21 protein-coding genes are annotated in these 26,250 nt (G+C 45.5%); 15 read left to right on the forward strand and 6 right to left on the reverse strand.

The features are described from left to right. Positions 1 to 163 precede the first annotated feature (163 nt). From KKE17_14980 to KKE17_15010, 7 genes are all read left to right on the forward strand, one after another. A complete protein-coding gene (locus KKE17_14980; GenBank protein ID MBU1711302.1) occupies positions 164 to 1,699 on the forward strand; it encodes a PAS domain S-box protein in 1,536 nt (511 codons plus the stop codon). Between the two features lie 108 nt (positions 1,700 to 1,807). Continuing rightward, positions 1,808 to 2,218, forward strand: a complete 411-nt coding sequence (locus KKE17_14985; protein MBU1711303.1) for a hypothetical protein — start codon at positions 1,808 to 1,810, stop codon at positions 2,216 to 2,218. Positions 2,219 to 2,406: 188 nt separating this feature from the next. Continuing rightward, the gene (mgtE, locus tag KKE17_14990; GenBank protein MBU1711304.1) at positions 2,407 to 3,789 is read left to right on the forward strand and encodes a magnesium transporter; all 1,383 of its coding nucleotides are present in this window, start codon (positions 2,407 to 2,409) and stop codon (positions 3,787 to 3,789) included. 59 nt (positions 3,790 to 3,848) lie between these two features. After that, positions 3,849 to 4,979: a trypsin-like peptidase domain-containing protein gene (locus tag KKE17_14995; GenBank protein ID MBU1711305.1), complete on the forward strand. Its 1,131-nt coding sequence runs from the start codon at positions 3,849 to 3,851 to the stop codon at positions 4,977 to 4,979. Between the two features lie 89 nt (positions 4,980 to 5,068). Continuing rightward, complete coding sequence (locus KKE17_15000) at positions 5,069 to 6,427, forward strand: 4Fe-4S binding protein (protein ID MBU1711306.1); 1,359 nt, start codon at positions 5,069 to 5,071, stop codon at positions 6,425 to 6,427. Positions 6,428 to 6,453: 26 nt separating this feature from the next. Beyond that, positions 6,454 to 7,293 (forward strand): DUF362 domain-containing protein, encoded by an 840-nt coding sequence (locus KKE17_15005; protein ID MBU1711307.1) that lies wholly within the window; start codon positions 6,454 to 6,456, stop codon positions 7,291 to 7,293. Between the two features lie 8 nt (positions 7,294 to 7,301). Continuing rightward, positions 7,302 to 8,219: a PIG-L family deacetylase gene (locus tag KKE17_15010; GenBank protein MBU1711308.1), complete on the forward strand. Its 918-nt coding sequence runs from the start codon at positions 7,302 to 7,304 to the stop codon at positions 8,217 to 8,219. Between the two features lie 258 nt (positions 8,220 to 8,477). On the opposite strand, the gene ppsR is transcribed toward KKE17_15010, so the two are convergent. Next, positions 8,478 to 9,308, reverse strand: coding sequence for a pyruvate, phosphate dikinase/phosphoenolpyruvate synthase regulator (gene ppsR, locus KKE17_15015; GenBank protein ID MBU1711309.1), 831 nt, complete (start codon positions 9,306 to 9,308; stop codon positions 8,478 to 8,480). 249 nt (positions 9,309 to 9,557) lie between these two features. Between ppsR and KKE17_15020 the strand changes: the two genes are divergently transcribed. Next, positions 9,558 to 11,465, forward strand: a complete 1,908-nt coding sequence (locus KKE17_15020; protein ID MBU1711310.1) for a CZB domain-containing protein — start codon at positions 9,558 to 9,560, stop codon at positions 11,463 to 11,465. A 41-nt stretch (positions 11,466 to 11,506) separates the two neighbouring features. Here the strand turns inward: KKE17_15020 and glgP are convergent, their stop codons facing one another. Next, entirely contained in the window at positions 11,507 to 13,714 is a 2,208-nt protein-coding gene (gene glgP, locus KKE17_15025) for an alpha-glucan family phosphorylase (protein MBU1711311.1), read from the reverse strand. A 576-nt stretch (positions 13,715 to 14,290) separates the two neighbouring features. On the opposite strand from glgP, the gene KKE17_15030 reads away from it, so the two are divergent. Both KKE17_15030 and KKE17_15035 read left to right on the forward strand, forming a co-directional pair. Next, positions 14,291 to 14,905 carry an OmpA family protein gene (locus tag KKE17_15030; protein MBU1711312.1) on the forward strand — a complete coding sequence of 205 codons (615 nt, stop codon included), beginning with the start codon at positions 14,291 to 14,293 and terminating at the stop codon, positions 14,903 to 14,905. 107 nt (positions 14,906 to 15,012) lie between these two features. Further along, positions 15,013 to 15,624 carry an OmpH family outer membrane protein gene (locus KKE17_15035; protein MBU1711313.1) on the forward strand — a complete coding sequence of 204 codons (612 nt, stop codon included), beginning with the start codon at positions 15,013 to 15,015 and terminating at the stop codon, positions 15,622 to 15,624. Between the two features lie 22 nt (positions 15,625 to 15,646). Here KKE17_15035 and KKE17_15040 read toward each other — a convergent pair whose 3' ends face one another. The 4 genes from KKE17_15040 to xseB form a co-directional block, all read right to left on the reverse strand. Further along, positions 15,647 to 16,834 carry an AmpG family muropeptide MFS transporter gene (locus KKE17_15040; GenBank protein ID MBU1711314.1) on the reverse strand — a complete coding sequence of 396 codons (1,188 nt, stop codon included), beginning with the start codon at positions 16,832 to 16,834 and terminating at the stop codon, positions 15,647 to 15,649. Between the two features lie 291 nt (positions 16,835 to 17,125). Next, positions 17,126 to 19,021, reverse strand: coding sequence for a 1-deoxy-D-xylulose-5-phosphate synthase (gene dxs / locus KKE17_15045; GenBank protein ID MBU1711315.1), 1,896 nt, complete (start codon positions 19,019 to 19,021; stop codon positions 17,126 to 17,128). 108 nt (positions 19,022 to 19,129) lie between these two features. After that, on the reverse strand, positions 19,130 to 20,020 hold the full coding sequence (locus KKE17_15050; GenBank protein ID MBU1711316.1) for a polyprenyl synthetase family protein: 891 nt from the start codon (positions 20,018 to 20,020) through the stop codon (positions 19,130 to 19,132). Between the two features lie 150 nt (positions 20,021 to 20,170). Further along, the gene (gene xseB, locus KKE17_15055; protein ID MBU1711317.1) at positions 20,171 to 20,407 is read right to left on the reverse strand and encodes an exodeoxyribonuclease VII small subunit; all 237 of its coding nucleotides are present in this window, start codon (positions 20,405 to 20,407) and stop codon (positions 20,171 to 20,173) included. Positions 20,408 to 20,804: 397 nt separating this feature from the next. Here xseB and KKE17_15060 point away from each other — a divergent pair, with 397 nt between their 5' ends. The 5 genes from KKE17_15060 (at position 20,805) to KKE17_15080 (ending at position 26,048) form a co-directional block, all read left to right on the forward strand. After that, positions 20,805 to 21,725: a tyrosine recombinase XerC gene (locus KKE17_15060; GenBank protein ID MBU1711318.1), complete on the forward strand. Its 921-nt coding sequence runs from the start codon at positions 20,805 to 20,807 to the stop codon at positions 21,723 to 21,725. A 45-nt stretch (positions 21,726 to 21,770) separates the two neighbouring features. Further along, a complete protein-coding gene (gene hslV, locus KKE17_15065) occupies positions 21,771 to 22,313 on the forward strand; it encodes an ATP-dependent protease subunit HslV (protein ID MBU1711319.1) in 543 nt (180 codons plus the stop codon). A 244-nt stretch (positions 22,314 to 22,557) separates the two neighbouring features. Further along, positions 22,558 to 23,940, forward strand: coding sequence for an ATP-dependent protease ATPase subunit HslU (gene hslU / locus KKE17_15070; protein ID MBU1711320.1), 1,383 nt, complete (start codon positions 22,558 to 22,560; stop codon positions 23,938 to 23,940). A 22-nt stretch (positions 23,941 to 23,962) separates the two neighbouring features. Further along, a complete protein-coding gene (locus tag KKE17_15075; GenBank protein MBU1711321.1) occupies positions 23,963 to 24,481 on the forward strand; it encodes a hypothetical protein in 519 nt (172 codons plus the stop codon). A 568-nt stretch (positions 24,482 to 25,049) separates the two neighbouring features. Next, positions 25,050 to 26,048, forward strand: a complete 999-nt coding sequence (locus KKE17_15080; protein MBU1711322.1) for a diguanylate cyclase — start codon at positions 25,050 to 25,052, stop codon at positions 26,046 to 26,048. The last annotated feature ends 202 nt before the right edge of the window (positions 26,049 to 26,250 follow it).

Consider the following 26,250-nt stretch of genomic DNA (forward strand, 5'->3'; position numbering starts at 1 on the left):
AAGAGAAATTAGCATTTATGATGAAATCGTGGATAGAGAAGGCATGAGACTTCGAAAAGACTGATTCCATCGAGTTATTGTGTAATACATGTTTGTTTTGCGTGGTAGATTTTTTTCTGCCGCGATTTTTTACCCACCGGGCATAAATATGAGTCCTTAAATTATGGATTATCAAAAACATTCCCAAAAAGACCTTGTTGAACTTGTCGAGAAACTTGAAAGCCGGGTCGCGGAACTCCATTCAATCCTGGATATTCAGAGAAAAACGGAGAGTGCTCTGCTTGCAAGTGAAGGTCGCTATCGGGAACTTGTGGCCAACAATCCCATCGATACGGTCTTTGTGGATTTTGAAGGAAAGGTGACCGGCTACAATCTTGCAAAGGAAAAATCCGGTGAAAGGCTTCCTGATATCGGCTCGGTCATGTATGTTGATTATGCCTCTAAACACTCAATATCAATGTATGATGAGCTGATGGATTGTATCAGGACCAATACGACAAAAGAATATCCAGAGCTGCAATATAAAGATAAATATCTTCATATTAAAATGTCGCCGTTTTCAGGGGGCGCCATTATATCCTCCATCAATATCACAAACCTTAAGATAACCGAGCTTGCAGAACTTGCAAGCCGGAAGCGATTCAAGAAAATCGTTGAAACTGCGGTTGACGCAATTTTGATGGTAAACAGTAATGCGATAATTACCGAATGGACCCATCAGGCGGAAAAACTAAGCGGCTGGAAGGCAGAGGAAATTATCGGCAAATCTGTTTTTACAATTATTCCTGACAGGTATCGTGCTCTGCATGTGCAGGTATTCAATGAAGTTCTTCGCGGCAACCGGACGGACATTTTTGGAAAACGCCTTGAAGCGACTATTGAGCATCGTGATGGCCATGAGGTGCCGGTTGAGGTTGCCGTAGCGGTTACCAAAATCGGTGATGAAGTAGCGGTCTTTGTCCGGGATACTACCGAGCGGAAGAAACTTGAAATAGAACTGCAGCGTGCCCAGAAACTTGAATCCGTGGGGCTCCTTGCCGGAGGGATTGCCCATGATTTTAATAATATTCTCACCGCGATTCTTGCAAATGTCGCTCTGGTAAAAAAGAATATCAATGATGAATCCCTTGTTGCCATGCTTGTAGATACGGAAAAAGCTTCTCTACAGGCAAGGGACCTTGTTCAGCAATTGCTGGCTTTTTCAAAAAACAGCGCCCCGAAAAACAATATAGTTCTCTTGGATAAAGTGATTAGACAAGCGACTGAATCGGTGTTTAAGGGGGCGAAAAACATCTGTAATTTTGATTTTGTCGAAGATCTATGGCCTGTGAAGGGAGATGATGAGCAATATCGGCAGGTTGTGGAAAATCTGGTCCTCAATTCCCGGGAAGCGGTGTTGGATACGGATGGAACCATAATGATTTTCGGTATGAATAAGAAAATCACATCCGATAACACCCTGTCTCTGCCTGCAGGGGATTATGTTCAGATCACTTTTCAGGATGAGGGTCTCGGCATCAGAGAAGAAAATATTCCCAAGCTTTTTGATCCGTATTTTACCACCAAACAGATGGGCAGCGGCCTGGGGCTTGCCGTCACTTATTCAATTATCAAGAATTATGGCGGGGTGATAACAGTTGATTCCGAGTACGGGCAAGGTTCGGTATTCAATATTTATCTTCCACGAGCGGTGGTTTAAGTAAGGAAAATATTGAGAACTCCCTAAATTTCCTGTAATTTTTTACTATATTCAGTTAGTATGCAAACCCAGCCCATGACTCATTTTTTTAAACAAGGAGAATGCATCATGAAAAAAAATAATGGTATTCTAGTACTATTCATGATTTTACTTTGGAGTGGAATCACTCATGCCTCTGACACTCTTGATTACGTTGAGGTTCTCGACAACCTGAGTCTTTCCAAGCAAACATCTCTTCATGTGGAAATGTATTGGCAAAAAATTCGTGACTCACAAGTAACATGGAAAGGAGTTGTGCAAAATGTAAAAGGCGGTCGCGGCAAGGCGGAGATATACGTCGCCAACCCTGATGCGATGACTTATAAAGGATATAATTTGATTTTGATCAGTTATGATCTTGAGGCTGCCGCCGGTTTAAAAGTCGGTGATTCTATTTCGTTCAGCGGCAGGCTTCAAAAATATACCGGCAAGAAAGGCAGGCCTGTGGTCATAACGTTGATTGAGGCGCAGGTGCATTGACGACGGGGAATTACTCTTTTCTTGGAAATGTTTTGATTGCCGCGTCGAGTTCAGGACGCGGCTTTTTTTTGCGGTGAACAGGAACAGACTGAGAGTCTGTATATTTTAATGTAACTGTGTATTTTTAGTGGATTCTCCGCAATGACTCGATTTGCACTATAACCCGGCAAGGGATTTTGGATGATACTATGAAAAGAGCAGCTCCAAGGGAACTCATAGGAAATGAAGGGAAGGTGATTCTTGATACTGTTCGCCGCCTCAACCGGCGCAGCGCGGTCGTTCATCTCCTTAAACTTGTTAATAAAACTCATCCGGCTGACATGGCTTGGGTCTTCAGGCATCTGAATCCGGAAGAAAGAAAAAATGTTTTCAGCATTATTGTGCAAACGGATAAGGCGGCTGATTTTTTAAGTGAACTTGATCAGGCTGTTATGCTTGAGGTCGTTGAAAATCTTAAGCCGAAATTCATGGAGTCGGTTATTCGCGAAATGGCTTCGGATGATGCTGCTGACATCCTTGAGGCCTTGCCTGATGAAATTGCCAATGAGATCCGTCGACTCATGGGGAAGGATGATCGGGACGAGGTTGATGATCTCCTCCAGTATCATTCCGAGACCGCCGGTGGTCTCATGTCACCTGATTTCATGGCACTTGATGGGGAATTAAGCGTCGGCGATGCCATCCAGAAAATACAGGAGCGGAGTGAAGAAAAAGAGATGTCTTTTTATCTTTACATTATCCACTCTGATGACCAGCTGGTAGGAGTTTTGTCCCTGCGGGAATTACTCATGCACCCGTCGTATCGGCTGCTCAAGAATATCATGAATCCCAAAGTTATTGCGGTATCAATCGATACAGACCAGGAAGAGGTCGCCCATATCGTCTCGCAATATAATTTTCTCGCAGTGCCCGTTGTTGACAGTAATTTCAAACTCATGGGGATTGTAACGGTTGACGATATTATTGATGTTATCCGGGAAGAGGCAACCGAGGATTTCCTCCAGATGGCCGGTGCCGGTAAGGACCGTGAGATTTTGTTGAAATCTACCATCGATAATGCCATGACTCGTGCTCCCTGGTTGTTTGCCAGTTGGATCGGCGGTGTGATCGCGGCTTTTATTATTACCTACTTTGAAAGTGAATTGCGTCAGGTCATAGCCTTGGCCGCATTCATACCCATTGTTATGGGTATGGGAGGAAATATCGCCACACAGTCCAGCACTATTGTTGTCCGCGGTATCGCTACCGGCAGGGTCAACATGGAAGCGCTGTCCAAAATTATTTTTAAGGAATTACGCGTCGGAATCATTCTGGGAAGTGTTTACGGTTTGTTTCTTGGAGTGCTTGCCCATTTCGGCTATCCGGAACAGGCGAATTTCGGTCTGGTAATCGGTATATCAATTCTTTTTGCCATGGCACTTGCCGCTACTATCGGTACCTCTGTGCCGCTTATTCTGCGTCGATTGGACATCGACGCTGCGGTTGCAACCGGACCTTTTGTTACAACTGCTATCGATATCCTTGGAGTTATGGGATATTTTCTCATTGCTAAACTTTTACTTGATATCTGATACACACCATACCTTCCGCTGAGATATCTACGTATAAAATAAAATGAGCTGGTAAATTTATGAATTATCATGCCGATAGGCAACCTCCTGTAATAAAAAGAAAAATTCCGCCTCTGCTGGTCCTTGTCCTGGTGCTTGCCGGGTTCTGGTGGTTTTTTATCGCTCCCGACAAAAGGCTTGACCCTGACGCGGTGCCAAGACCGGTTACCGCCCGCGGCGACCTTGCCCTTGATGAACAGAACACCATTGATATATTTCGGGCGACTTCCGGAGCGGTTGTATACATTACAAGTATTGAATACCGTCGCAGCCTGTTCAGTCTCAATGTTTATGAAATACCTCAGGGCACCGGTTCTGGGTTTGTCTGGGATAAAGACGGCCGCATAGTCACTAATTATCATGTTATCGGCGATGCAAACAGGGTTGAAGTGACTTTAGCGGATCATTCGACCTGGAAGGGGACGCTGGTGGGGGTATCGCCGGATAAGGATTTGGCCGTGTTGCAGATATCAGCCCCTGCCGATCAGTTGAAGCCGATACCGGTTGGCGAAGCATATAATCTTCAGGTCGGCCAGAAAGTTTTTGCCATCGGCAACCCCTTCGGTCTGGACCAGACGATAACCGCAGGCATAGTCAGTGCTCTGGGTCGGGAGATCAAGGCGGTAACCGGCAGAACGATCCAGGGGGTAATCCAGACTGATGCGGCGATTAATCCGGGTAATTCAGGGGGACCTCTGCTTGACAGCGCCGGAAGATTAATCGGTGTGAACACCGCCATTTACAGTCCGTCCGGCGGCAGTGCCGGCATCGGATTTGCGGTGCCCGTGGATGTTGTTAATCGCGTTGTTCCGGAAATAATCAAATACGGGCAGGTCATTCGTCCGGGTATTGGGGTGACGACAATAGCCGATGACAGGATTATCAAACGTCTTGGTATTGACGGTGTCCTGGTAATCAATGTTCAGCCGGGAAGTACTGCGGAAGCATCCGGGATAAGAGGCACCAGGAAAGTCGGTGGCGAGATAGTTCTGGGGGATATCATTCAGGAGATTGGTGGCAGGAAGATCAGTACATATGATGACCTGCGAAATGCCCTTGACCGTTATCATGTCGGCGATGAGATCATTCTTGGTATCTTACGTGATGAAAAGAAAATAGAAGTCAAGGTAGCGCTCGAAAGGGTGGGATAACAAGTGACAAGTGACAAGTTAAACGGACTCAACACATCTAAATTGTAAAGCCAGTGAAACGGATAAAATAAATAAAGGATATTGTCACTTTGACGTGGTGGACTAAAGCACTTAAAAGCCTGATATCATCGGAGGAAGGCGAGCGACTTGATATATTCAGGGTTTTTCCCGGAACCCGTCGTTTTTTAGCTGCCAGGCATCATTATGCATATTTAAGAACCGCAGGTGATATCCTTTTTATTCTGGTTGTCGTTTCAGGGCTTTTCGGGCCACGTGATCCGGGCCGAAATGTCGCGGTGTTCCTCACCTGGGGACTGCTCTGGCCTTCAATCGTCCTTTCCTGGTTTTTTCTCGGAAGGATGTGGTGTGGTATCTGCCCTTTTCCGGGATTGGGTGTTTTTCTGCAGCGCAAAGGCTGGACCCTGAATCTTCCGGTGCCCAGGTTTCTCAAGAAATATGGCGTTTATACATCCGTTTTTCTGCTTGCCTTGATTATCTGGACTGAGATTGTTGCCGGCCTTGATAAATCTCCCCTAGAAACATCTTATCTTGTTTTGTCAATTGTCGCCGGCTCGGCGATTTTAGCCGTTTTTTTTCCGGGGCAGGCATGGTGCCGTCATCTTTGTCCGCTGGGAAGAATTACCGGAGCTGCTGCAACCCTGTCAATAACCGAATTCCGTCCTGATCATAATAAATGCCGAGGGTGTGAAACATTTGCCTGCAAAAGCGGCATTGATGGTAACCGCGGATGTCCGGTGTATCTCGGTGCATATAATGTACAGAATAATCTGCATTGCCTGGTCTGCGGCCACTGTCTGCCCGCCTGTGATCGGGATTCTCCGCAATTATTAATACGGAATCCCTATTCTGAACTGGTCAGAAATAAAGGCAGATATATCACCTGCTCGTATATCGTTCCTTTTCTTATCGGCTCGCAGCTGGCAAGATTCCTGCGAAGCAAGCCGATTTATGCCCAGGTTGAATCCTTGAGCGGTTTTCCTGATGCCCTTGCATTCAGCTTATTGCTGGTGATCTGTTTTCTGATGGTCATGGGCATCATAAGGATTGGGACCCATCTCTTCGGGATTACCGAAGATCCGATGTTCGGTAAATTTTCACCCCTGGTGCCGATTATGATTCCTCTGGCATTCACCGGAGAACTTGTTTACCGAATGGGTTATTTTGCCCATGGAATCGGCAATTTTATACCAACTATCGGTCGCCAGATCGGCCTGGATATTTTTGTGAAACTCGCCTTTGTGATCCCGGATTTTCCTGTGCAGATTCTTTCCGCTTTTTTCATGCTCAACGGTGCCCTTGCCGGATGTTATATTTTCTGGAGATTCTGCCTTGAGGATTTCGAGGGGCTTATTCCTTTCCGGAATTTTATCGGGATAAATCTGCTGATTGTTCTGTTATTGCTTTTTTATCTGGGAGTGATTTTCTAGAAGATTTTCGGGGAAATTTCATGCCGATGGATGGGATCAGAGAAAAAAACAGCGGTATGGTTTATCAGGTTGTTTTTTCCAGTTGGTCTGACTCACTGCCGCCTCTGCTGGATGCATCTAAGTTTCCGGATGCACTTGCAGATGTCAGAAAAATTCTTGTCAAGCCTAATCTGGTCGAGGCCCTTGACCCGCCGATAACCACCCCGGTAAGCCTTGTTGCAGCTATAGTGTCCTATCTTAAAGCCCGGACGCCGCATATTGAAATAGTCATTGCCGAGGGTTCGGGCGCCAAAGAGTACGAGACCAGTCATGCCTTTGATTATCTCGGGTATCGGCAACTGGCAGAAAAGGAAGGCATTGAACTCCTGGATTTAAATGATGCAGAGCTTGTTCGTCTGGAGAAACCCGGGTGCCGGCGCTGGCCGGAAATGTATCTGCCGAAAATTGTTTTTGAAAGCTTTCTCCTTTCGGTTCCGGTTCTTAAGGTACATACCCTTGCCGATGTGACCCTTACCATGAAAAACATGATGGGACTCGCTCCGCCTTCCCATTATCAGCAGGGTGGTCATTGGAAGAAAGCATCATTTCATAGCCGGGTGCAGGATTCGGTCCTTGATCTGAATCGATACCGGTGTGCGGATTTTACCATTCTCGATGCCACCGTCGGCATGCAGGAGGCTCATCTCTGGGGTCCGCCCTGCGACCCGCCTCATAATATTCTCGCAGCGTCTTTTGATCCAGTGGCAATTGATGCATATGGCGCTGGGCTACTTGGCATAAAATGGAATACGGTGGGTCATATTGCCGGGGCGCATCGGGAACTTGGCCTGGCGGAGCCCTTAAAAATTATTGATGCCGGAGTTTAGCAGCCACAATGAAAGAGACCCCGACTCATTTGACTGATATCCAAAAGTGGTCGAATTATGTCAGAATTTATACCGAGGCGATTCTTGGTAGTTCTGCATCAGGAAACAGGCCGGAGCATAAAGAAGGCCGCAACCGCAATATTGCCGCCGCCACGCAGAAAACGGCCAAGAATATCCTGATCTTTTCACCACACCCGGATGATGAAACCCTCACCGGTTCCCTTGCTTTACGTCTCATGCATGAAGGAGGTCATCGAATCATAAATATTTCCATGACCTATGGAAGCAATCCGGCGCGCAGGAAAATCCGTCAACAAGAACAGAAAAGCGCCTGTGAAGTCCTGGGGTTTGAATGTGTGCCGGTTATTGAGCCGGACGCATTTGACCGGCTTAACCTCAAGAACGAAGACCATGGCGGATCACCCTGGGAAGAAAAAAGACAAACCCTTGTGGAAATTCTCAAAGGATATGCGCCTGAGCTGGTGATTTTTCCGCACAATCAGGATAAGCATAAAACCCATATTGCCACCAATCAATTAGTCCGAGATGCGTTAATGGCACATACCGCTTCAGGGAAACAGATCTTGGTGGTTGAAACAGAATTCTGGCATCCCCTGTATGAACCCAATCTGCTTGTGGAAGCTGCTCCTGAAAATGTTGCCCGGATGTGCGCGGCTCTTGCCTGTCATGAAACGGAAATGCAACGACACCCTTTTCATCTTTTTCTGCCGGCAAGACTTCTGGACAACACCAGGCGATGTTCGGAGTTTTTCAGTGGTTTCGGCGCGGATCTTCCGGAGATACTTTTCAGCGAAGTCTACAGATTAAGACGTATTGTCAACGGTTCCATAGAAGATACCACAAGGAAAATGGTGGTGTCTGCCGGAACCCCCATAAATATAAAGGCGTTTCACGATCTTTTTTAGAATGACGGAAAAATTGATCCGTCGTCAAATATTGTCGGTCTCGCAGGCAAGCGAGAGTAACGAGACGTTGAAAAGCACGAGAGTCTGTCAATCGTCAGAACGTCTTGCTGTCTGATAATTGGCGGCTGTTTTTTCGGCCGATACCGATGTCTATTCCTCATTCAACTTATTGAAATCATTAGGTGATAATTAAGTTTCCGATTTTGACAAAATTATCAGGTTTTGACTTTTTACCCACATGGCATGAATACAAGTCCATCAAATATTTCCGAGATTTTTTTGCTTCATTGATAACCCGAGTTCCTGTGAAACCTGTGTGGCAATTTCTTCAATGGATTTGCCTGCCGTGGAGATGATCGGTATTTGATGCTGTTGGAAAATTCGTTCCGCCTGGTGGATTTCTTTAGTGCAGGTTGCAAGTTTTGCATAGTTGCTGTCCGGGTAGCGTTTTTCCCTGACGTTTTTCAGTAATTCCGGAGTAGTGGTCAGGCCGACGGCGCGTCTGATGTTGAGGTGCATTTCCTGGGGCAAGGTATATAGGTTGAGATATTCTGGAGTCAGAGGGAAATTTGCAGCTTTCAAGCCCATCTGGGTGGCCAGATAAACACTGACCGGTGTCTTTCCCGCCCGGGATACCCCTAAAAGGATTACATCCGCCTCGTCGAACTCACCTATTTTTGTCCCGTCATCATGATGCAGGCAGAAATCAATTGCCTCAACCCTTTTTGCCATGGTCAGATTATCAATATGCCTTGAATATCCTGGCAGACGAAGGGCCCTTGCTTCCAGGCAGTTTTCCAGTCTGTCAAGAAAGAGTGCAAAGACGTCAAAGAGTTCGACTTCCGGAGCATCAAAGATGTTTCTGATTTCCGGGTCCATCAAGGTACTGAAGATGAGTGGCCGGGTGCCGCCGGATTCTTTGAGGATATATTGCAGGGTTTTTTGGGCGTCCTGTTTGTTCAGAATAAAAGGAAATTTTTCTTCCCGGAAATTTATTTCCGGGAATTGACAAATCAGTGCCTGGCCAATTCCTGTAGCAAGAATGCCGGTGCTGTCGGATATGTAATAAATGTCTTTTGAACTCCACATGATTGGCCTCTGTTTTACCTCTATTTGTTAATAATAAAATATCATTTAACACTGTAGCAATTCTTTTATAACCTTGCTAGAATGATTTTGTTAATTACCCGTGATTACTCGAGAAACTCCATCTGGTGGTTAATTATGTTTTGCTTATATTATGCTTTGAAAGTGTTATATTACTTGGTAAGATAAGCGGAAATAATTTTTTGTACGTTATCCAAGAAAAGAAGTAATTTTCAGGGGGGGGACAGAACGATGAAAATTGGCATACCATTTATTGAAAATTTGACAATTAACAAAAGAATCATCCTTGGTTTCGGAATCGTCATTTTGTTCCTTATCGTTGTCGTGGTTTTAAGCTTTACCGGAGTCAGCGGTATCGTCGGCAATGCCGCTCAGGTAATTGACGGAAATGCTCTGGATGCGAATCTTGCTCAGAAAGAGGTCGACCACCTCAACTGGGCATCCAAGGTAGAAGAGTTGATTGCCGATGATTCGGTTACAAAGTTAGAGGTGCAGACCGATGATCACAAATGTGCTTTTGGGAAATTTATTTATGGCCAGGACCGGAAGGAAGCGGAAAAACTGGTTCCAAGCCTTGCCCCTCTTTTTAAGAATATTGAAGCGCCTCATTTGCATCTCCACGAATCAGCCATTGCAATCAGCGATGCCTTTTTACCTGCCGACTTGGATTTGCCGGTCATTCTCCTTGAAATAGAGACCGGTCATCTGAAATGGGCCGGGCGTATTCGCGATGCGATAATCAACCAGGCGGATAAACTCACAAATGTACAGACTGATCCAGCCCTATGTAATATGGGCAAATGGATGGCGTCTGAAAAGGCCCTTGCGACTTATAATAAGGCAGATGCCGATTTCAGGAGAATTTTTGATGCGATGAAGGAATCGCATCGTCTGATGCACGGCACAGCAGAACAATTGGACAACCTGCTTTCTAATAATAAAATCGCTGCAGTAAATCTGTTCAGAGACAAAACACTGCCATATCTTGAGCAAACCCTCCTTAGCCTCAAGGAACTGCAAACCGAAGCGCAACATGAACTTCAAGGCTATAATAAGGCAAAAAATATCTATGCCGCGCAGACCATCCCCGCCTTAAAAGCAGTTCAGGCCATGCTTCATGAAATTCGCACGGAAGCAAGGAGCAAGATAATGACAGATACCGTCATGCTTGAGGCGGCTTCTTCTACCAAGAAAAATGTTATGATTTTCGGATTTATCGCTGTGGTGGTTGGTTTTTTGTTTGCCTTTTTCATGTCAAGGAGCATTGTTGATATGCTTCAGCAATTGACCGGCAGGATTTCAACGGGAGCCGATGAAGTCGCGGCGGTTGCCGGGCATATATCAGAAGCGAGTCAGTCCCTGGCAACAGGAGCTTCGGAACAGGCCGCCTCTCTTGAGGAGTCATCATCCGCCCTTGAAGAACTCGCGGCAATGTCGAAGCGCAATGAAGAAAATGCCGGAATTGCCAGCGGCTTGATGAAAGAAGCAAGTCAGGTAAATACCACCGCCAATCAATCCATGTCGAAATTGACCGATTCCATGAAGGAAATTTCGGTGGCAAGCGATGAAACCCAAAAAATTGTCAAAACCATCGATGAAATTGCTTTTCAGACGAATCTGCTTGCCTTGAATGCAGCGGTTGAAGCGGCAAGGGCAGGGGAAGCCGGAGCCGGCTTTGCCGTTGTGGCGGATGAGGTGCGAAACCTTGCAATGAGAGCCGCACAATCCGCCAAGGATACCTCGAATCTTATTGAAAATACCGTTGCCCGCGTTACAACCGGAACGAAGCTGGTGAATGAAGCGTCCGTTGCATTTCAAACCATCAATGAGATTTCTCAGAAAATAGATACCTTGGTGGATGAGATCGCTAAAGGATCTCATGAGCAATCCCAGGGTGTCGGTGAAATAAATACCTCTGTTTCGGAAATAGACAGCGTCACGCAACAGAATGCCGCCGCAGCGGAAGAATCCGCCTCCGCCACAGAAGAGTTGAATGCTCAGGCCATGTCAATGAAGGCGGCCGTGGAAGAAATGATCCAAATGCTCGGCGGCGGAGCGCAGCCGAAAAAGAAGGAACGGTTCAGTGAACTTGGATCCTGGCAGACTTCCACGAAAAAACCGCTTAAGAGATTAAAGTGATATACATTGCCCGTCCATTTGAGGCGGAATGAATCCGGGTTTCATTTGTCGCTTTTGTGCAACCCTCTGAATTTTTTAAGTATTTTTTCGGTGGCAGGTGGCAGATTAAGGTTATATCGTGATACATATTCGGCAGTCATTCTATGGGTGTTGAATTTCGTGGCGTTCAATACCAGGTTCATAACACATTTATTTATATATTTATGACGATGGTTGTCGTCATAGAAGGCCTGGAGGATTTTCGGAAACAGTTTATAAAAGGAAATGGAATCCTCCTCATAGAATAATGAATCCTGGCTTTCGCTCAGGGCCGTTTCGTCAAGGGCTGATTCATAGCCGAATTTCCAGCCGGTTTTACCGTTCTGGTAGCCTTCTTCCCACCAGCCGTCCATGATGCTGATATTGGGGATGCCATTCATCGCCGCCTTCATGCCGCTGGTGCCACTGGCTTCCAATGGTCTTTTAGGACTGTTCAGCCAGGCATGTACTCCTGCGACCATCATCTTTGCGATCTGCATGTCATACCCGGGAATAAACACAAGCTTTGCAAGGCCGTTGGTTTTCGTAAACAATTCTTTCTGACAATCAAGAATCATTTTTATCAGGTATTTTCCTGGTTCGTCGGAAGGATGTGCCTTGCCGGCAAATATGAAATTCACTGCAGTTGAATCTTTGCAGATAATCTCTGCAAGGGCATCGATATCTTCAAAAATCAGGTCGGCCCTTTTATAGGTTGAAAAACGCCTGGCAAAACCGATGGTGAAAACCCCTGGTTTAAGAGAACTTTCGATTTCATCAAGATGGGAAAGAAAGTTCGGCGGGTCAATCCAGGTTTCCTGCATCTGGTTCCGGTGCCGAACCAGCATTTCATTGACGTATTTGATCAGGGTTTCATTATCCTTGGCCATTGCCCCTTCAAAATATGTTATGAATTTTTTGTTGTCGAGCAGTAGCTGGGCATTGGTAAATGCGCTGGGATCCTGGCGCCAGTCGTCAAGTTCAGCAAATCCATCATATAATTCCGCCTTGGCATCGCTGATCCAGGTCAAATGATGGACCCCGTTGGTGATCGCGGTTATTTTGTCGGCGAATTGCGAAAATTGCTTTTTCGTTACCTCTTTGTGCAATCTGCTGACGCTGTTGGTCGCCCGATTGACGGTCATGGCCAGAGAGGTGAAGTTATAACTTTCCGGGAAGTCTTTGTCTTCTGCGAGCAGGAGAAGCACCCTCTGGCAGAAGGAATGGCCCAATTCCTTGTAAACACTCTTGGTGAAACGATCATGGCCGGCTTTGACCGGGGTATGAATGGTGTAGACGATCTGTTTTGCAACTTCGCCAGCCGCATCCGTTATATCTTTATTGGATGATTGCAGCTGATAATCGTCACCATATTTTTTATGAAGTTGTTCAGCAATGAGATGCAGCACCACCACCACACCGTGCTGCTCGTTGAGGTGGATTGTCTTTGAGGTTATCCCGAGAATGTTCATTGCCGGGATAATCCCTGCGCCCAATAAGCGTCGTTGGATGGCTTTTATTTTCTCGGAAGTGCTGTCATACAGATGTTCTGCCGCTTCCTGAATCCAGTCTGGTGAGGATTCTGTGCTGTAATCGAGAAGGATCTGCGGCACGAAAAAATCCAGATTGTCGTTTATTTCCATCTTGAGCCATAATTTGGCATAGGTCATGATTTTACGGTCTTTCCTGTCGAAGAAAGGCACCGCAATTTCCAGGGGTTTGCCCGGGTTTTTGGGATCCTTCAGCAGATAAAGGGATGGCGTGATTTCCGGATGCCATTCAGGGGACCAGACAATCTGGCCGATTTTTGAATCGACCAATTGGGAGAAATAGCCTTTTTTGTAAAGCAGGGAGATCGCAGCAACAGGAATTTTGCAATCAGCAAAACTCTTCAGGGTGTCACCGGCAAGTACCCCAAGCCCGCCGCTGTAGTTGGGTATTTTCTCCGGGCCATATAAAAACCGCTTGGTAAAATAGTCAAGCTTGGAATCCGTGCTGTCGGTTGTGTCGATTGACAGAAGTCTTCTTCGCACAGGATTAAAGACATCAATGTCTGCACCGATTTCCATTGAGATATAGGTGGTGGAGTTTCTGTCAGGAGAGGTGAGATCCTTCCAGACCTTGTCCAGGATTTCTTGCGATACGCCGAAATACTCTCCAAATTTGTCAGTGGAAAGCATGTTGCGCAGGGCTTTGTCTTTATCGATTAGCGGTGGATTCTTTTTTTTCATGAACTTGGATCTTTTTTGGTTGTGTGTTTGTCTTTAGGTGTTGATATTGATTGTATGCTATTTCAAGATTGCACGAGCAATGTTGTTTTATTTAATCATAAATGTCAGGGCATTTGTCAAATTGCTAAAGATATATTTCAGTCTAGGTATGAAAACGTTTGCAATTTCTGGTGCTCGAATACTTAATCATTAACATCACGGTGATGTTTTTTTGCACATCGTAATTCATGCAAAAAATGATATTATTCATTTTAGTTGTGTTTACGCAAGTGTTTCTATTCCTTGCCGGTAAAGCTGGAAATTATTATTAAACGTGCAGTCAGTTTTTTGGGGCGGGGAATAAATGTTCTACTTGAAGCGCATCCACCCAAATTTTTTTACTTTTTATTATTGTTTAAAAAAACATTGAATTTCCAAAATGTTTTCTTTAAGGTAGTCTATCTAATCTGCAACCCACAATTTTCTTATAAGGTAAGAAAAAAATCTAACTGTATCCGATTTACTTCATACAGAAAAAACACCGTAATTTCAGTACGCAAAATAATATTCTATATACAATAGAGGAGGATGATTACAATGAAGAAAGAAGTAATTAGACTGTTAGTAGGGGCTGTATTATTGGTATCACTCTCGTTCTATCTTGGCGGCTGTGCTCAGCAAAAGGTTGATGCAGGGACTTCGTCCCATTCCCCAGCAGTCACAGTACAGCCTGTTGATACTCCTTCGACAGCCGCGAGCACCGCAACATCCACCGAGTCATTAATGTCTGAAGGGGATATTGCTGCAGGCCAGGAAGAGTCTCTGGATGCCAGTTCTTCTGAAATGAACCAGGCAGATACAATACTTGAGGGTCGTTCTTCAGGACCAATGCTTCCTGTTTACTTCGATTTTGACCGTTTCAATATACGAGAAGACCAGAAAGTGCGGATTGAAAATAACGCTGCATTCATTAAAGAATCCCATAAATCCATTCGCATAGAGGGCAATTGTGACGAACGGGGGACAAATGAATACAATATGGCCCTGGGGATGCGTCGCGCAAACAGCTCCAAGAAATACCTTGTCAATCTCGGAGTTGATGAAAATCTGCTTGGTACGATCAGCTATGGAGAAGAGAAACCGTTAAACTATGGCCATGACGAGCTTGCATGGTCACAGAATCGACGTGATGATTTTGTAATAATCAAGTAATTCGGATAGTATTTATTAAAACCGGGATAGTGATCCAGATTTGGACCTATTCCGGTTTTTTTTTGTTGATTGATTATAATCAATTATTACAAATCAGGAGAAGATCAATGAAGAGAAATATTTTGAATACCGTATTAGCCTTTTTTACTGTGTTGTTTGTCTGCAATGCAGTTTCCGCCTTAGCCCAGGAGAATTCTCTTTCCATCGCCACAATAGATTTGAAAATTATAATGAACGAATCAAAGCTTGGAATGGCGTCGCAACAATTTATGACCACCAAACTTGAAGAACTCAAGGAGGCACTCCGTCCTGAGCAGGAACAGCTTATGCAGATGGAAAGTGATATTCAAAAGAAAAGCTCGGTCTGGAGTGAAGCCACAAGGATCGAAAAGGAAAGGGAATTGATGGCCCGAGGCCAGCAGTTTCAGATGGTTTCTCAACGTGAGATGAAGAAACTTGAAAAGAATATCATTGAACCTGTGCTGAAAGATATTAATGATGTGACGCGGGAAGTTGCAATACAAAAAGGCTTCACCATTGTATTGAATAATTCAGCCCCGGGGCTTCTTGCAGGAAATGAATTAATCTATGCCGCACCTTCTACAGACATCAGCCAGGATGTCTTAAAAGCTCTGGACAATCGTTCCGCAAGTGAAATGAAAGAGTTTAATCAAAGTTCAAAAGACTCTCAAGGGCCGGCTGCGGAAAAACCGGAATAATCAGGGAAAGGGGTTGTTTTTTTTAAACTTGATTTTCTAATTTCCTGGAAGATAATTGCCGGAGAATTAATAAACCCGGAATTGCAATCAGTACACAGGCGATAAAGAATAATGTCCATCCCAGGTGTTTGGCGAGTATACCTGTTATGGAAGAGACAAATACACGTGGGACGGCCATAAGGCTGCTTAAAAGAGCATACTGGGTCGCCGTGAATTTTTTGTTGGTGATACTTGCCATAAAAGCCACATAAGCCGCAGTCCCCATTCCGCTGCTTAGATTTTCAAACGAGATGACTCCGGTCAAGGCCGTTATGTTATGTCCGGCCCGGGCAAGGACTACGAAGCCCGCAGTTGAAACAGCCTGAAGTATACCAAAATACCAGAGGGATCGATTTATCCCTATCCTGAGCATGATTACTCCACCCAGGAGTCCCCCGGCTATTGTTGCCCAGAATCCAAAGAGTTTCACCACAGCGCCGATTTCAGTCTTGGTGAATCCCAGATTAAGATAAAAGGGTATGGTCATTTCACTGGCCATCGTATCTCCAATTTTGTAAAGGAGAATGAAGGCAAGAATCCATATCGCACCCCTGCGGCTGAAATATTCAACAAATGGTTCATAAACAGCCTTGATGAACGTCGTAGGGGAGCCGGTCAATTCAGGTTCCGGTGTCAGGATGGTTGTGATGATTCCTGGCAACATGCATGCTGCCATTATGAGATAAACCAGGGTGTAAGGAATGTGGTCCGCGAGGATAAGCCCGCCACCTGAGGCGAGGAGCATGCCAAGCCGATAACCGTTTACATACAATGAAGAACCAAGCCCGAGTTCCGGGTCATTGAGATCCTCTCTTCTGTAGGCATCAACCACGATATCCTGAGAAGCACTGAATAAAGTGACCAGGAAAGCTGCAATGGCAACGAACAATGTATTTTTCCCAGGGTCCGTAAAACCAAGCCATGCGATGGAAAGAGTAAGCAGGACCTGAAAGATCAGGAGCCAGCCTCTTCTGCGTCCTAGAAAAGGCAGGCGGATATGATCAAGCAGGGGAGACCACAGGAATTTAATCGAATAGGGCAAACCGACGAGGGCGAACAAGCCGATTACAGTGAGATCAACGCCTTTTTCCGTCATCCATGCCTGGAGTACGGATTTTGTCAAAAGCAGAGGAAGTCCGCAGGCAAAACCCATAATCAGCGCGACGAGCATTCGGCGGCTGATTATGAGCTTGAGAATTGACTGTCTTGTTTCGATTTCTATACCCTACGCGGTTATCCTGCCAGGAATACCAGTGTTATGAATCAGGCAGTTTTGATATCATGAAAACGGTATATAGCCGGCTTGAATAGTTCATGACATTCGATGGAATTGTTTATGTGATAACAGAGCGAAATAATCGAAAAAAATGTCATGTTTGTAAAACAACAAAATTGTGCCGGATAATCTAAAAGTTAGTTAATCGAAATCACTCAACTCGTGAAATATCCGGGTCAGATGGTTTCAGGATTTTTTTTCCACAATCTCGATGGCAGCGTTTATAATTGCCGGAGTGTCAATCTTACAATTGTGTCTCAGTATTTCCTGGCTGCCGTGTTCTACAAACCGGTCAGGAATCCCAAGGGTTTTTACCCTGATATTCAGAATTTCCCGCCGTGCAAAAAGTTCCAATACGGCGCTGCCGAATCCGCCTTTGCGGGTGTTTTCTTCGATGGTAATAACCTTTCCGGTTTTAAGAGCCCACTTTGAGATAAGATCTCCATCAATGGGATTGATAAACCGTGGGTTGATCACTGCAGCATCTATGCCGATCTTTTTTAGTCCTTCAGCCGCTTCCATGGCCGGATAAACCCGGTTTCCTACGGGAAGAAGCAGGACATCATTTCCTTTGCGGAGCAATTCGCCTTTGCCGATGGGGATTTTTTTGAGTTCAGCGGAGAGTTTCACCCCTTCGCCACTCCCTCGGGGATATCTGATTGCAGCAGGTCCCGGACAGAATATTGCGGTGAAGAGCATGTGTTGCAATTCGTTTTCATCCTTGGGGGCCATGAGGACCAGGTTCGGGATGAATCTCAGAAAGGTCAGATCGAACACCCCGTGGTGGGTGGGGCCGTCGTCACCGACCAGACCGCCGCGGTCTATGACAAAGGTCACCGGGAGATTCGGCAGGCAGACGTCATGGATGATCTGGTCTAATGACCGCTGCAGGAAGGTTGAATAAATTGCAACCACCGGTAACATGCCTTCCGTTGCCAGCCCTGCGGCAAAAGTCACGGCATGTTGTTCGGCGATACCCACATCAAAAAAACGGTCGGGAAAACGTTTTGAGAATTGTGAAAGACCGGTCCCTTTAGTCATCGCTGCTGATATCGCAGTGATTCTCGGGTCCTTTTCTGCAATGTGCACCAGAGCGTCACCAAAGGTGCGGGTGTAGGAAACAGGCATGGGGGGGGTGGGAAGCGGAGTACCGGTCTCAATGTCAAAGGGGGCGACTCCGTGATAATCGCCGGGATTCAATTCAGCCGGAGGATATCCTTTGCCTTTTGTTGTAATGACATGGACGAGGACAGGACCATGGCTGAAGTTTTTTATGTTTTTAAGGGTTTCAAGAAGTGCCTCGATCTGATGCCCCGGTATGGGGCCGACATATTCGAATTTCAGGGATTCGAAAAGCATTCCCGGAGTGAAAAATCCTTTGAGGCTTTCTTCACTCTTTTTGAGTACCTGCAGGATATTTTCGCCGACATTTGCGAAGGATTTCAGGAAATGTTCCATGTCTCTTTTGAAACGGACCATGGATTTTCCAGTGAGTTTTCTGCTCAAGAAACTTGAAAGTGCGCCGACATTGGGTGAAATTGACATTTCATTGTCATTGAGAATAACAATGAGGTTTTTATCGAGATGACCGGCCTGATTCAACGCTTCAAAGGCCATGCCGCCGGTCATCGATCCATCGCCGATCACCGCAATGGCTCTGCTTGTGTCGCCTTTGAGAGATTTTGCCAGGGATATGCCGAGGCTCGCGGAAATCGACGTGCTGCTGTGGCCTGTATCAAAAGCGTCATAGGGGCTTTCTTCACGTTTTGGAAAACCACTGATGCCTTTATATTGTCGCAAGGTGTGAAACTGATCCCTTCTGCCGGTAATCAGTTTATGGGCATATGCCTGATGACCCACATCCCAGATGAGTTTGTCGTCCGGAGTATTGAATACATAGTGAATGGCAAGGGTAAGCTCAACAACACCGAGACAGGGTGCAAGATGCCCGCCGGTTTCGGCAACGGTTTGCACGATGGTCCTGCGGATTTCAGCAGCAAGGGCTGGAAGGTCCGACTCTCGGAGCATGCGCAGATCTTTTGGGGACTCGATACTGTCCAGTATAGGTGTTGATAATGACATGAATATCTAAAAATAGTTTGAATTGTTCGTTTAAAAATCGATATATTAATTAGTTTGTCTGATTAATGCCCGCCCACTATAGAGGATTTTGCAAAAAGTCTACATCATTTATTTTTTTCGAGTCAGAATGTAATCCGCAAGTTCACGTAAAAAGACAGCGTTCCCTCCAAAAATATCCAGTATATCTTTTGCCGCAGAGATGGCTTCATGGGCTTTGCTGCGGCTTGTCTCGACTCCGAAATAGGCCGGATAGGTGGCTTTTTCAAGTTCTGCATCAGATCCCGCGCTTTTTCCCAGTTGTTCAGTAGTGCCTTCGACATTTAACAGATCATCGACAATTTGAAAGGCCAGGCCGATTTTTTCGCCATAACAGGTAAGCGCTGCAAATTGATCTTTTGAGGCATTGGCGCAGATTGCCCCCGCCTGGACTGAAGCGGTGATCAATGCCCCGGTCTTGCGACTATGGATATACTGAAGTGTATCAAAGGATATCTCCTTGCCTTCAGAATCCATATCAATTGCCTGTCCACCGACCATTCCTAATGAACCGGCGGCTTGAGCAATTATCCGTATGAGGCGGAGCTGGTTTTCTGGGAAAATCCGGCTAGAGACATGGGGGTCGGATAATAATTCAAAGGCATACGTCAGCAGACCGTCTCCGGCAAGTATTGCCTCGGCTTCACCGAATACTTTGTGGTTTGTGGGCTTGCCGCGCCTAAGGTCATCGTTATCCATGGCCGGCAGATCGTCATGGATTAAAGAATAGGTATGGATACATTCAAAAGCGCAGGCAACCGTCATTACAGGTTCGATGGCAGGATCAATTGTTTGGGATGCGGCAATGCATAAAACCGGCCGCACTCTTTTACCGCCGGCAAAAAGGCTGTAGCGCATGGCCTTGATATGGTCTGCAAGTCTGCCATCGGGTCGAAGCATTAATTTCTCGAGCGCGTGCTCCACATCCGTGCGTTTTTGATCATATGTTTCTTTAAAATTCATAAGACAGTATCCGTGGTCATGATTTGGGATTTTTTACTTAACCTGAGCAGCGTATCATATTTTTTGGAAAGGATCATGACCTGGAATTTTAAGGGTTACCGGTTGCGGAGAGGTTTATCCGATTTGTATCACCAGGAAAAGCGAGTTGATTCAGGGATCGTCGTTTTTTTCGGACTCAAATGGTATCAAAGTGGATTCAGCACCTTTTTTTATATGGATACTTATTTTCCCCTGGGCTTCATTTAATTTTTGATTGCAGAATTCAGTAAGTTTTACACCCTCATCAAATATTTTAAGGGATTCGTCGAGAGACAGGTTCCCATGTTCAAGTTTTTCTGTAATGAGCTCAAGTTGTTCCAGTGCGGTTTCAAAGGTTTTTTTTGCCATGACCCATCCTCCCATCCGGGAAAGAATTACCAGCATTAAGTGTAAATAACAAAAAGATGTGCGAACAAAGATTGCAGGGTGTTAAGCGCCAGCGTGTTTATTGCCAATTCATAATATTAAATGATCAAATCCTATAGGGCAATCTCTTTAAAAAAAATCCTTGGTGTGGTAAATATATTCAAATAGTTGAATTTGTATTACTTTGTTGTTTTGTGAGTTTTTTCAGCAGGTTACATTTTAGTGGTTGGATGATGACAAGATTATTTGTAAAAATGGAATATTTTCTTTTCCCCACGCTGGTCACTAATTTGCTGTATGAAAAAGTACTGCTTGTCTTTTGTTCAGTAAGCGTTTTTCTGCAGCCGCTCAAATTCTTTGATTCCAGGAAGATGTCATAATGAAAGAACCGATCTCAGAGCTTATCGACCGTTTCGGAACCTGGATTGAAACAGAAAAAGGGTATTCAGCAAATACGCTTTCAAGCTATCTGCGAGATATCCGGGAATTTGCCCTTCAGACAAAAGAAAAAGATCATATCGAAAAGATTGATTCCCGGGCCATTCGTGCATATGTCTATTCCCTGAGCGGCAAGAATAAGAGTTCGTCAGTGGCCCGGAAGCTTTCAGCTCTCAGGACATTTTTCAGGTTCCTGTTGCGTGATGGTACTGTTGATGCCGACCCGCTTGCCGGTATTTCCATGCCCAAGCAGGGGAAATACATACCTGTTTTTATGACGGTTGACGAAGTGTTTTCCCTGCTGGATGCCCCGGGAGAAAGAGATATATTCTGTCTGCGGGACATGGCTATACTTGAATTACTTTACTCCACCGGAATGCGGGTCGCTGAGATTGTCTCCCTTGAACTCGATAATTTTAATTTTGAAGAAGGGATTGTAAGGGTCATTGGCAAGGGGAAGAAAGAAAGGATTGTCCCCATGGGTAATCCGGCCATGGATGCATTGCATGCCTACCAGCCGTTGCGTGAGAAACTCATTGCCGAGGGGCTTAAACAAGGGGAACGGTCTGATGCAAAAGCCTTTTTTCTTAATGCCCGTGGCGGCAGACTGACGGTCAGGAGCATTGAACGACTGGTTAAAATGTATGCGCAAAGGGCCGGAATTGCCGCCCGGGTTACGCCGCATTCCCTGAGGCATTCTTTTGCTACCCATCTTCTTGAGATGGGCGCTGACCTTCGATCGGTTCAGGAACTTCTCGGACATGCAAGCCTTTCAACAACACAGAAATATACGCATCTCAACATGGATTACCTGAAGGAAGTCTATGATAAGGCTCATCCGATGTCCCGGAAAAAGGAATAACCGGAATATCAATAGGATGATAATTTGTTTTAATGGGGGAATGCTGTGAAAATACGATCAACAACAATCATTTCCGTGCGGCTCAAGGACCAGGTTGTGGTTGCCGGTGACGGTCAGGTTACCATGGGTGCCACGGTTATGAAGCATGAAGCAAGAAAGGTGAGAACCCTTTATGAAGGACGGGTGATTACCGGTTTTGCAGGGGCAACCGCAGACGCCTTTACCCTGTTTGACAGGCTTGAACAAAAACTGGAACACTATAACGGTAATCTCCTGCGATCCGCTGTGGAACTGGCAAAAGACTGGCGTACGGATAAAGTATTGCGACGTCTGGAAGCGCTCCTGGTGGCGGTTGATAAAAACAGTTCCCTGCTTTTGAGCGGCACAGGGGATGTGATAGAACCTGACGACGGAATACTGGCAATCGGATCCGGTGGACCCTATGCCCAGGCAGCGGCCAAGGCTCTGGTCAAACATACGGACCTGGATGCGGAAACTATTGCCCGTACCGCAATGGAGATTGCCGGATCAATCTGTATTTACACAAATCAGAACATTGTCCTTGAAAAGCTGTCAATACCTGGATGAGTTCGCTGGCATTAAAGGGGCCTGTTACTTTGTCAAGCCATCGACTTGATACCAGTCGGAATCGTTTTTTGATTCGGACAAAAGCTGTCAATATCGTGATGATTCTCGTAGGCATCTGCCGGGTCAATTATAATACATATATTGGAGTGATCAGTTACGACTGAGTCATTCCAGCGAAGCCGCGAATGATGAAAAGAACGGCTGAAAATTAATGATAATCATAAATTATTTAAAGTGAAATAACATGGATGCAATGATACCAAGAGATACAGTTAAAGAGTTGGATAAATATATTATAGGTCAGGATAATGCCAAGCGGTTCGTTGCCGTGGCGTTGCGGAACAGATGGCGAAGGCAGCAGGTTGAACCGCCATTGCGGGATGAAATCGCCCCGAAAAATATCATCATGATCGGCCCCACCGGTGTTGGTAAAACCGAAATCGCCCGAAGGCTTGCCAATCTCGCTCAATCGCCGTTTCTGAAAATTGAAGCGTCGAAATTTACCGAAGTAGGGTATGTGGGACGCGACGTGGAATCGATGATTCGTGATCTGACCCAGCTTGCCGTGAATATCGTCAAGGAAGAGGAAAGGGCAAGATGCGAAGAAAAGGCAAAGGAACTCACCGAGGAGAGAATTCTTGATCTGCTGGTTCCACCAAGCCCCTCCATGGGGTTCGGCCAATCAAATTATTCAACGGTTGAGCCAAACCCTCCAGAGGACAAGGAACTTTCATCCGCCGCAGACAGCACCAGGGAAAAATTCCGTGCCATGCTCAAACAAGGGAAACTGGATGACCGTCTTGTTGAAGTGGAAGTGGATCAGGCACAGAATATGCCGATTGTAGAAATTTTTTCAAATACCGGCATGGATGATATGGGCTCCGGCCTCAAGGATGCCTTTGGGAAAATGTTTCCGAGAAAAACCCAGCGACGTAAAGTGAAAGTCTGTGACGCAAGGGAGTTTCTCTTAAAAGAAGAAATTGAAAAGCTCATTGACATGGAACAGGTAACCAAGATTGCCATTCAGCGGACCGAGCAGACCGGAATCATTTTTCTTGACGAGATAGATAAAATTGCTTCCCGTCATGATTCGGCTCGAGGCGCCGATATTTCCCGGGAAGGTGTCCAGCGAGACCTGTTGCCGATTGTTGAGGGTTCAACGGTCAATACCAAATATGGGGCAGTAAAAACCGACCATATTCTCTTTATTGCAAGCGGCGCATTTCATTTTGCAAAACCTTCCGATCTGATTCCCGAGTTGCAGGGCAGGTTTCCTCTCCGGGTTGAACTCAATGCGCTGGGTGAGGAAGAATTTTACAGAATTCTCACCGAACCGCAAAACGCGCTGATCCGACAATATACCGCCTTGATGGCCACGGAAGGTATCGATCTGGCTTTTGATGATGAAGCCATTCGGGAAATGGCGCGTATTGCCGCAGAAGTAAACAGCAAGACAGAAAACATCGGTGCGCGTCGACTTCACACGGTCATGGAAAGAGTGCTTGAAGAACTTTCCTTTACCGCGCCGGAACTTGAAGAAAAGAATTATGTTGTTACTGCCGAGTATGTCAGAGACCAGCTTGCCAGTATAGCCGGTGACGAGGATCTGAGCCGTTTTATTTTATAATATGCATTTTAAGGATAAATACATGTTTTCTGAAGAATACAATTATTGCCCCAAATGCCGGGATGAATATATGCCGCAGGCTTCCCGTTGTGCCGCCTGTGATATTGAGCTAGTAAGTGGCGGGTTGATGCTGGCAAGAGAAAAGGAAGAAATGCAGGAGATCAATGACCGCGCCGGAGTATTTAAGGAAGGTGATGAGCTGGTGATCGTTCAAAGAGCGCCGCTCAAGGAACTGAAAAATATTCAGCAACTCCTGGAAAAACAGAGGATTGCCTCCTTGATCACCGGTGACGAGAATTCCTGCGGAAAAGGCTGCTGTCCTTCGATGCACTTCTTGAGTGTCAGACAGGAAGATGCATATGCCGCAGCAGGAATCATGGAAGATGAATTCAGGCGTTTAACCTTCCTCGCAGATCATGACACAGCTCATGCGGACAGGGTTTTTAATCCGGAAAGCGATGATGCTGTCTGTCCTGCCTGCGGTAATGTTTTTTCAACTTCACAGGATGTCTGTCCGGACTGTGGCCTGTGCTTTGGCTGAAAATCCTCATTACAGGGTAAAATAAATCCGGCAGTCCCTGGTTTTCTCAATGAAGAACTCTAACCCGGAAATTTCACAAGTCGAAGCACCTCAGAGACAAAGCGTAAGGCACCTGATGACCGCTTCGCTGTAATACTTTGATTCTGCACCCAGAGCTACCGGGCATAAACAAATTTTACGCCTTACATTGCAGGCTTTACGGATGGGTTGTTTTTCCCGAAGGATGACAGTTTTGAAGCCTGGGCTATCTGAAAAATCTATGCGATGACTCGACACAAGCTGTAATCAGGAAATCATATGATAAATACCACAAAAACATACATCTGGACTCGTTTTACAAGACTGTTCATCAACTATTCGGCTTAAATTGTTGTGACACCCGGTAAATCATAAAAAAAAGTGGGATTTGTTGCAGGAAGTACAGTAATATCAATATATAACGGTTCGATTAGCGGAGTGCAGAATTTATTTGCACAGAGAATAAATGTATGATGATTTTTCATATGATCCAGCCTGACATTTCCAGGCTGAATATGTCAACGATTTCCCGCCAGCTGTGAGATAACAAATGGAGCAAACAGAGAAACAAAATATTCTGATTGTCGATGACCGACCAGTTAATCTCATGGTGTTAAAAGGGATTCTTGAAGAAGAGAATGTTCATATCATCGAGGCTACTTCCGGGAATGAGGCTCTTGGCCTGGTTTTTGAACATGATTTTTCCCTCATCCTTCTTGATGTTCAAATGCCTGACATGGATGGATTTGAAACTGCGGAACTGATGAGAGGCATCGAGCGCTCGCGGAATGTGCCGATAATTTTTGTCACTGCGATCAGCAAGGAACAGAAATACATTTTTAAAGGATATGAAATCGGTGCGGTTGATTATATGTTCAAGCCACTCGATTCTCATGTGCTGAAAAGTAAAGTCAAGGTGTTTCTTGAACTTGACCGGCACAAGAAAGAAGTCGAAAAGACCACCCAGGCTTTGCTGCAGACCGTCAAAGAACTTGAAAAATCAAAAAAGATCATCGAAGAACAGAATAAGGCCTTGCACGAACTTGCGATCAGGGACGGCTTGACCGGCCTCTATAATCACCGGCATTTCAGAGAACTTCTTGCCCATGAAATATCATCTGCCCAACGGTATAAACATGGGCTGCATTTATTGCTTCTCGACCTTGATTTTTTCAAAAAGGTCAATGACACATTCGGGCATTCTTTCGGTGATTTCGTCCTGCGTGAATTTGTTGGAGTTACCTTAAAGGTTATTCGTGAAACTGATATCATGGGCCGCTACGGCGGTGAAGAATTTGAACTTGTTCTTCCTAACACGGATCTTCAAGGGGCTGTGAACGTTGCCGAAAAAATCAGAAAAAGCGTTGAGGAACATGTCTTCAAAGAAGGAAACGCTACCTGGCGGATGACCGTATGTATAGGCATTGCAACGTGTACCCCGGGAGGAGAGATGGACCCCGAAGAGTTGCTTATCCTGGCGGACCAGGCCATGTATGAAGCAAAGGCCCAGGGGAGAAACAAAGTCGTTGTACATCATGTTCCTGATTAGACCCTGTTTCAACAGCATTTAGATTTTCGAAGTCTTTGGGCGCCTGCCCAGGTCGAGATTTGCTCAAGGACTGATTTGTTTACTGCAGGTCATTATCATTTATCATTTAATGATGAACGCCTACGGAGTTGGATGCTGAATTATCGTCTCAAGTAATTTTAATAAGTAATAAGCGGGATACGCGTCGGCATCTTACTTTATA

This window comes from Pseudomonadota bacterium (assembly GCA_018823135.1).
Lineage (GTDB): Bacteria > Desulfobacterota > Desulfobulbia > Desulfobulbales > CALZHT01 > JAHJJF01.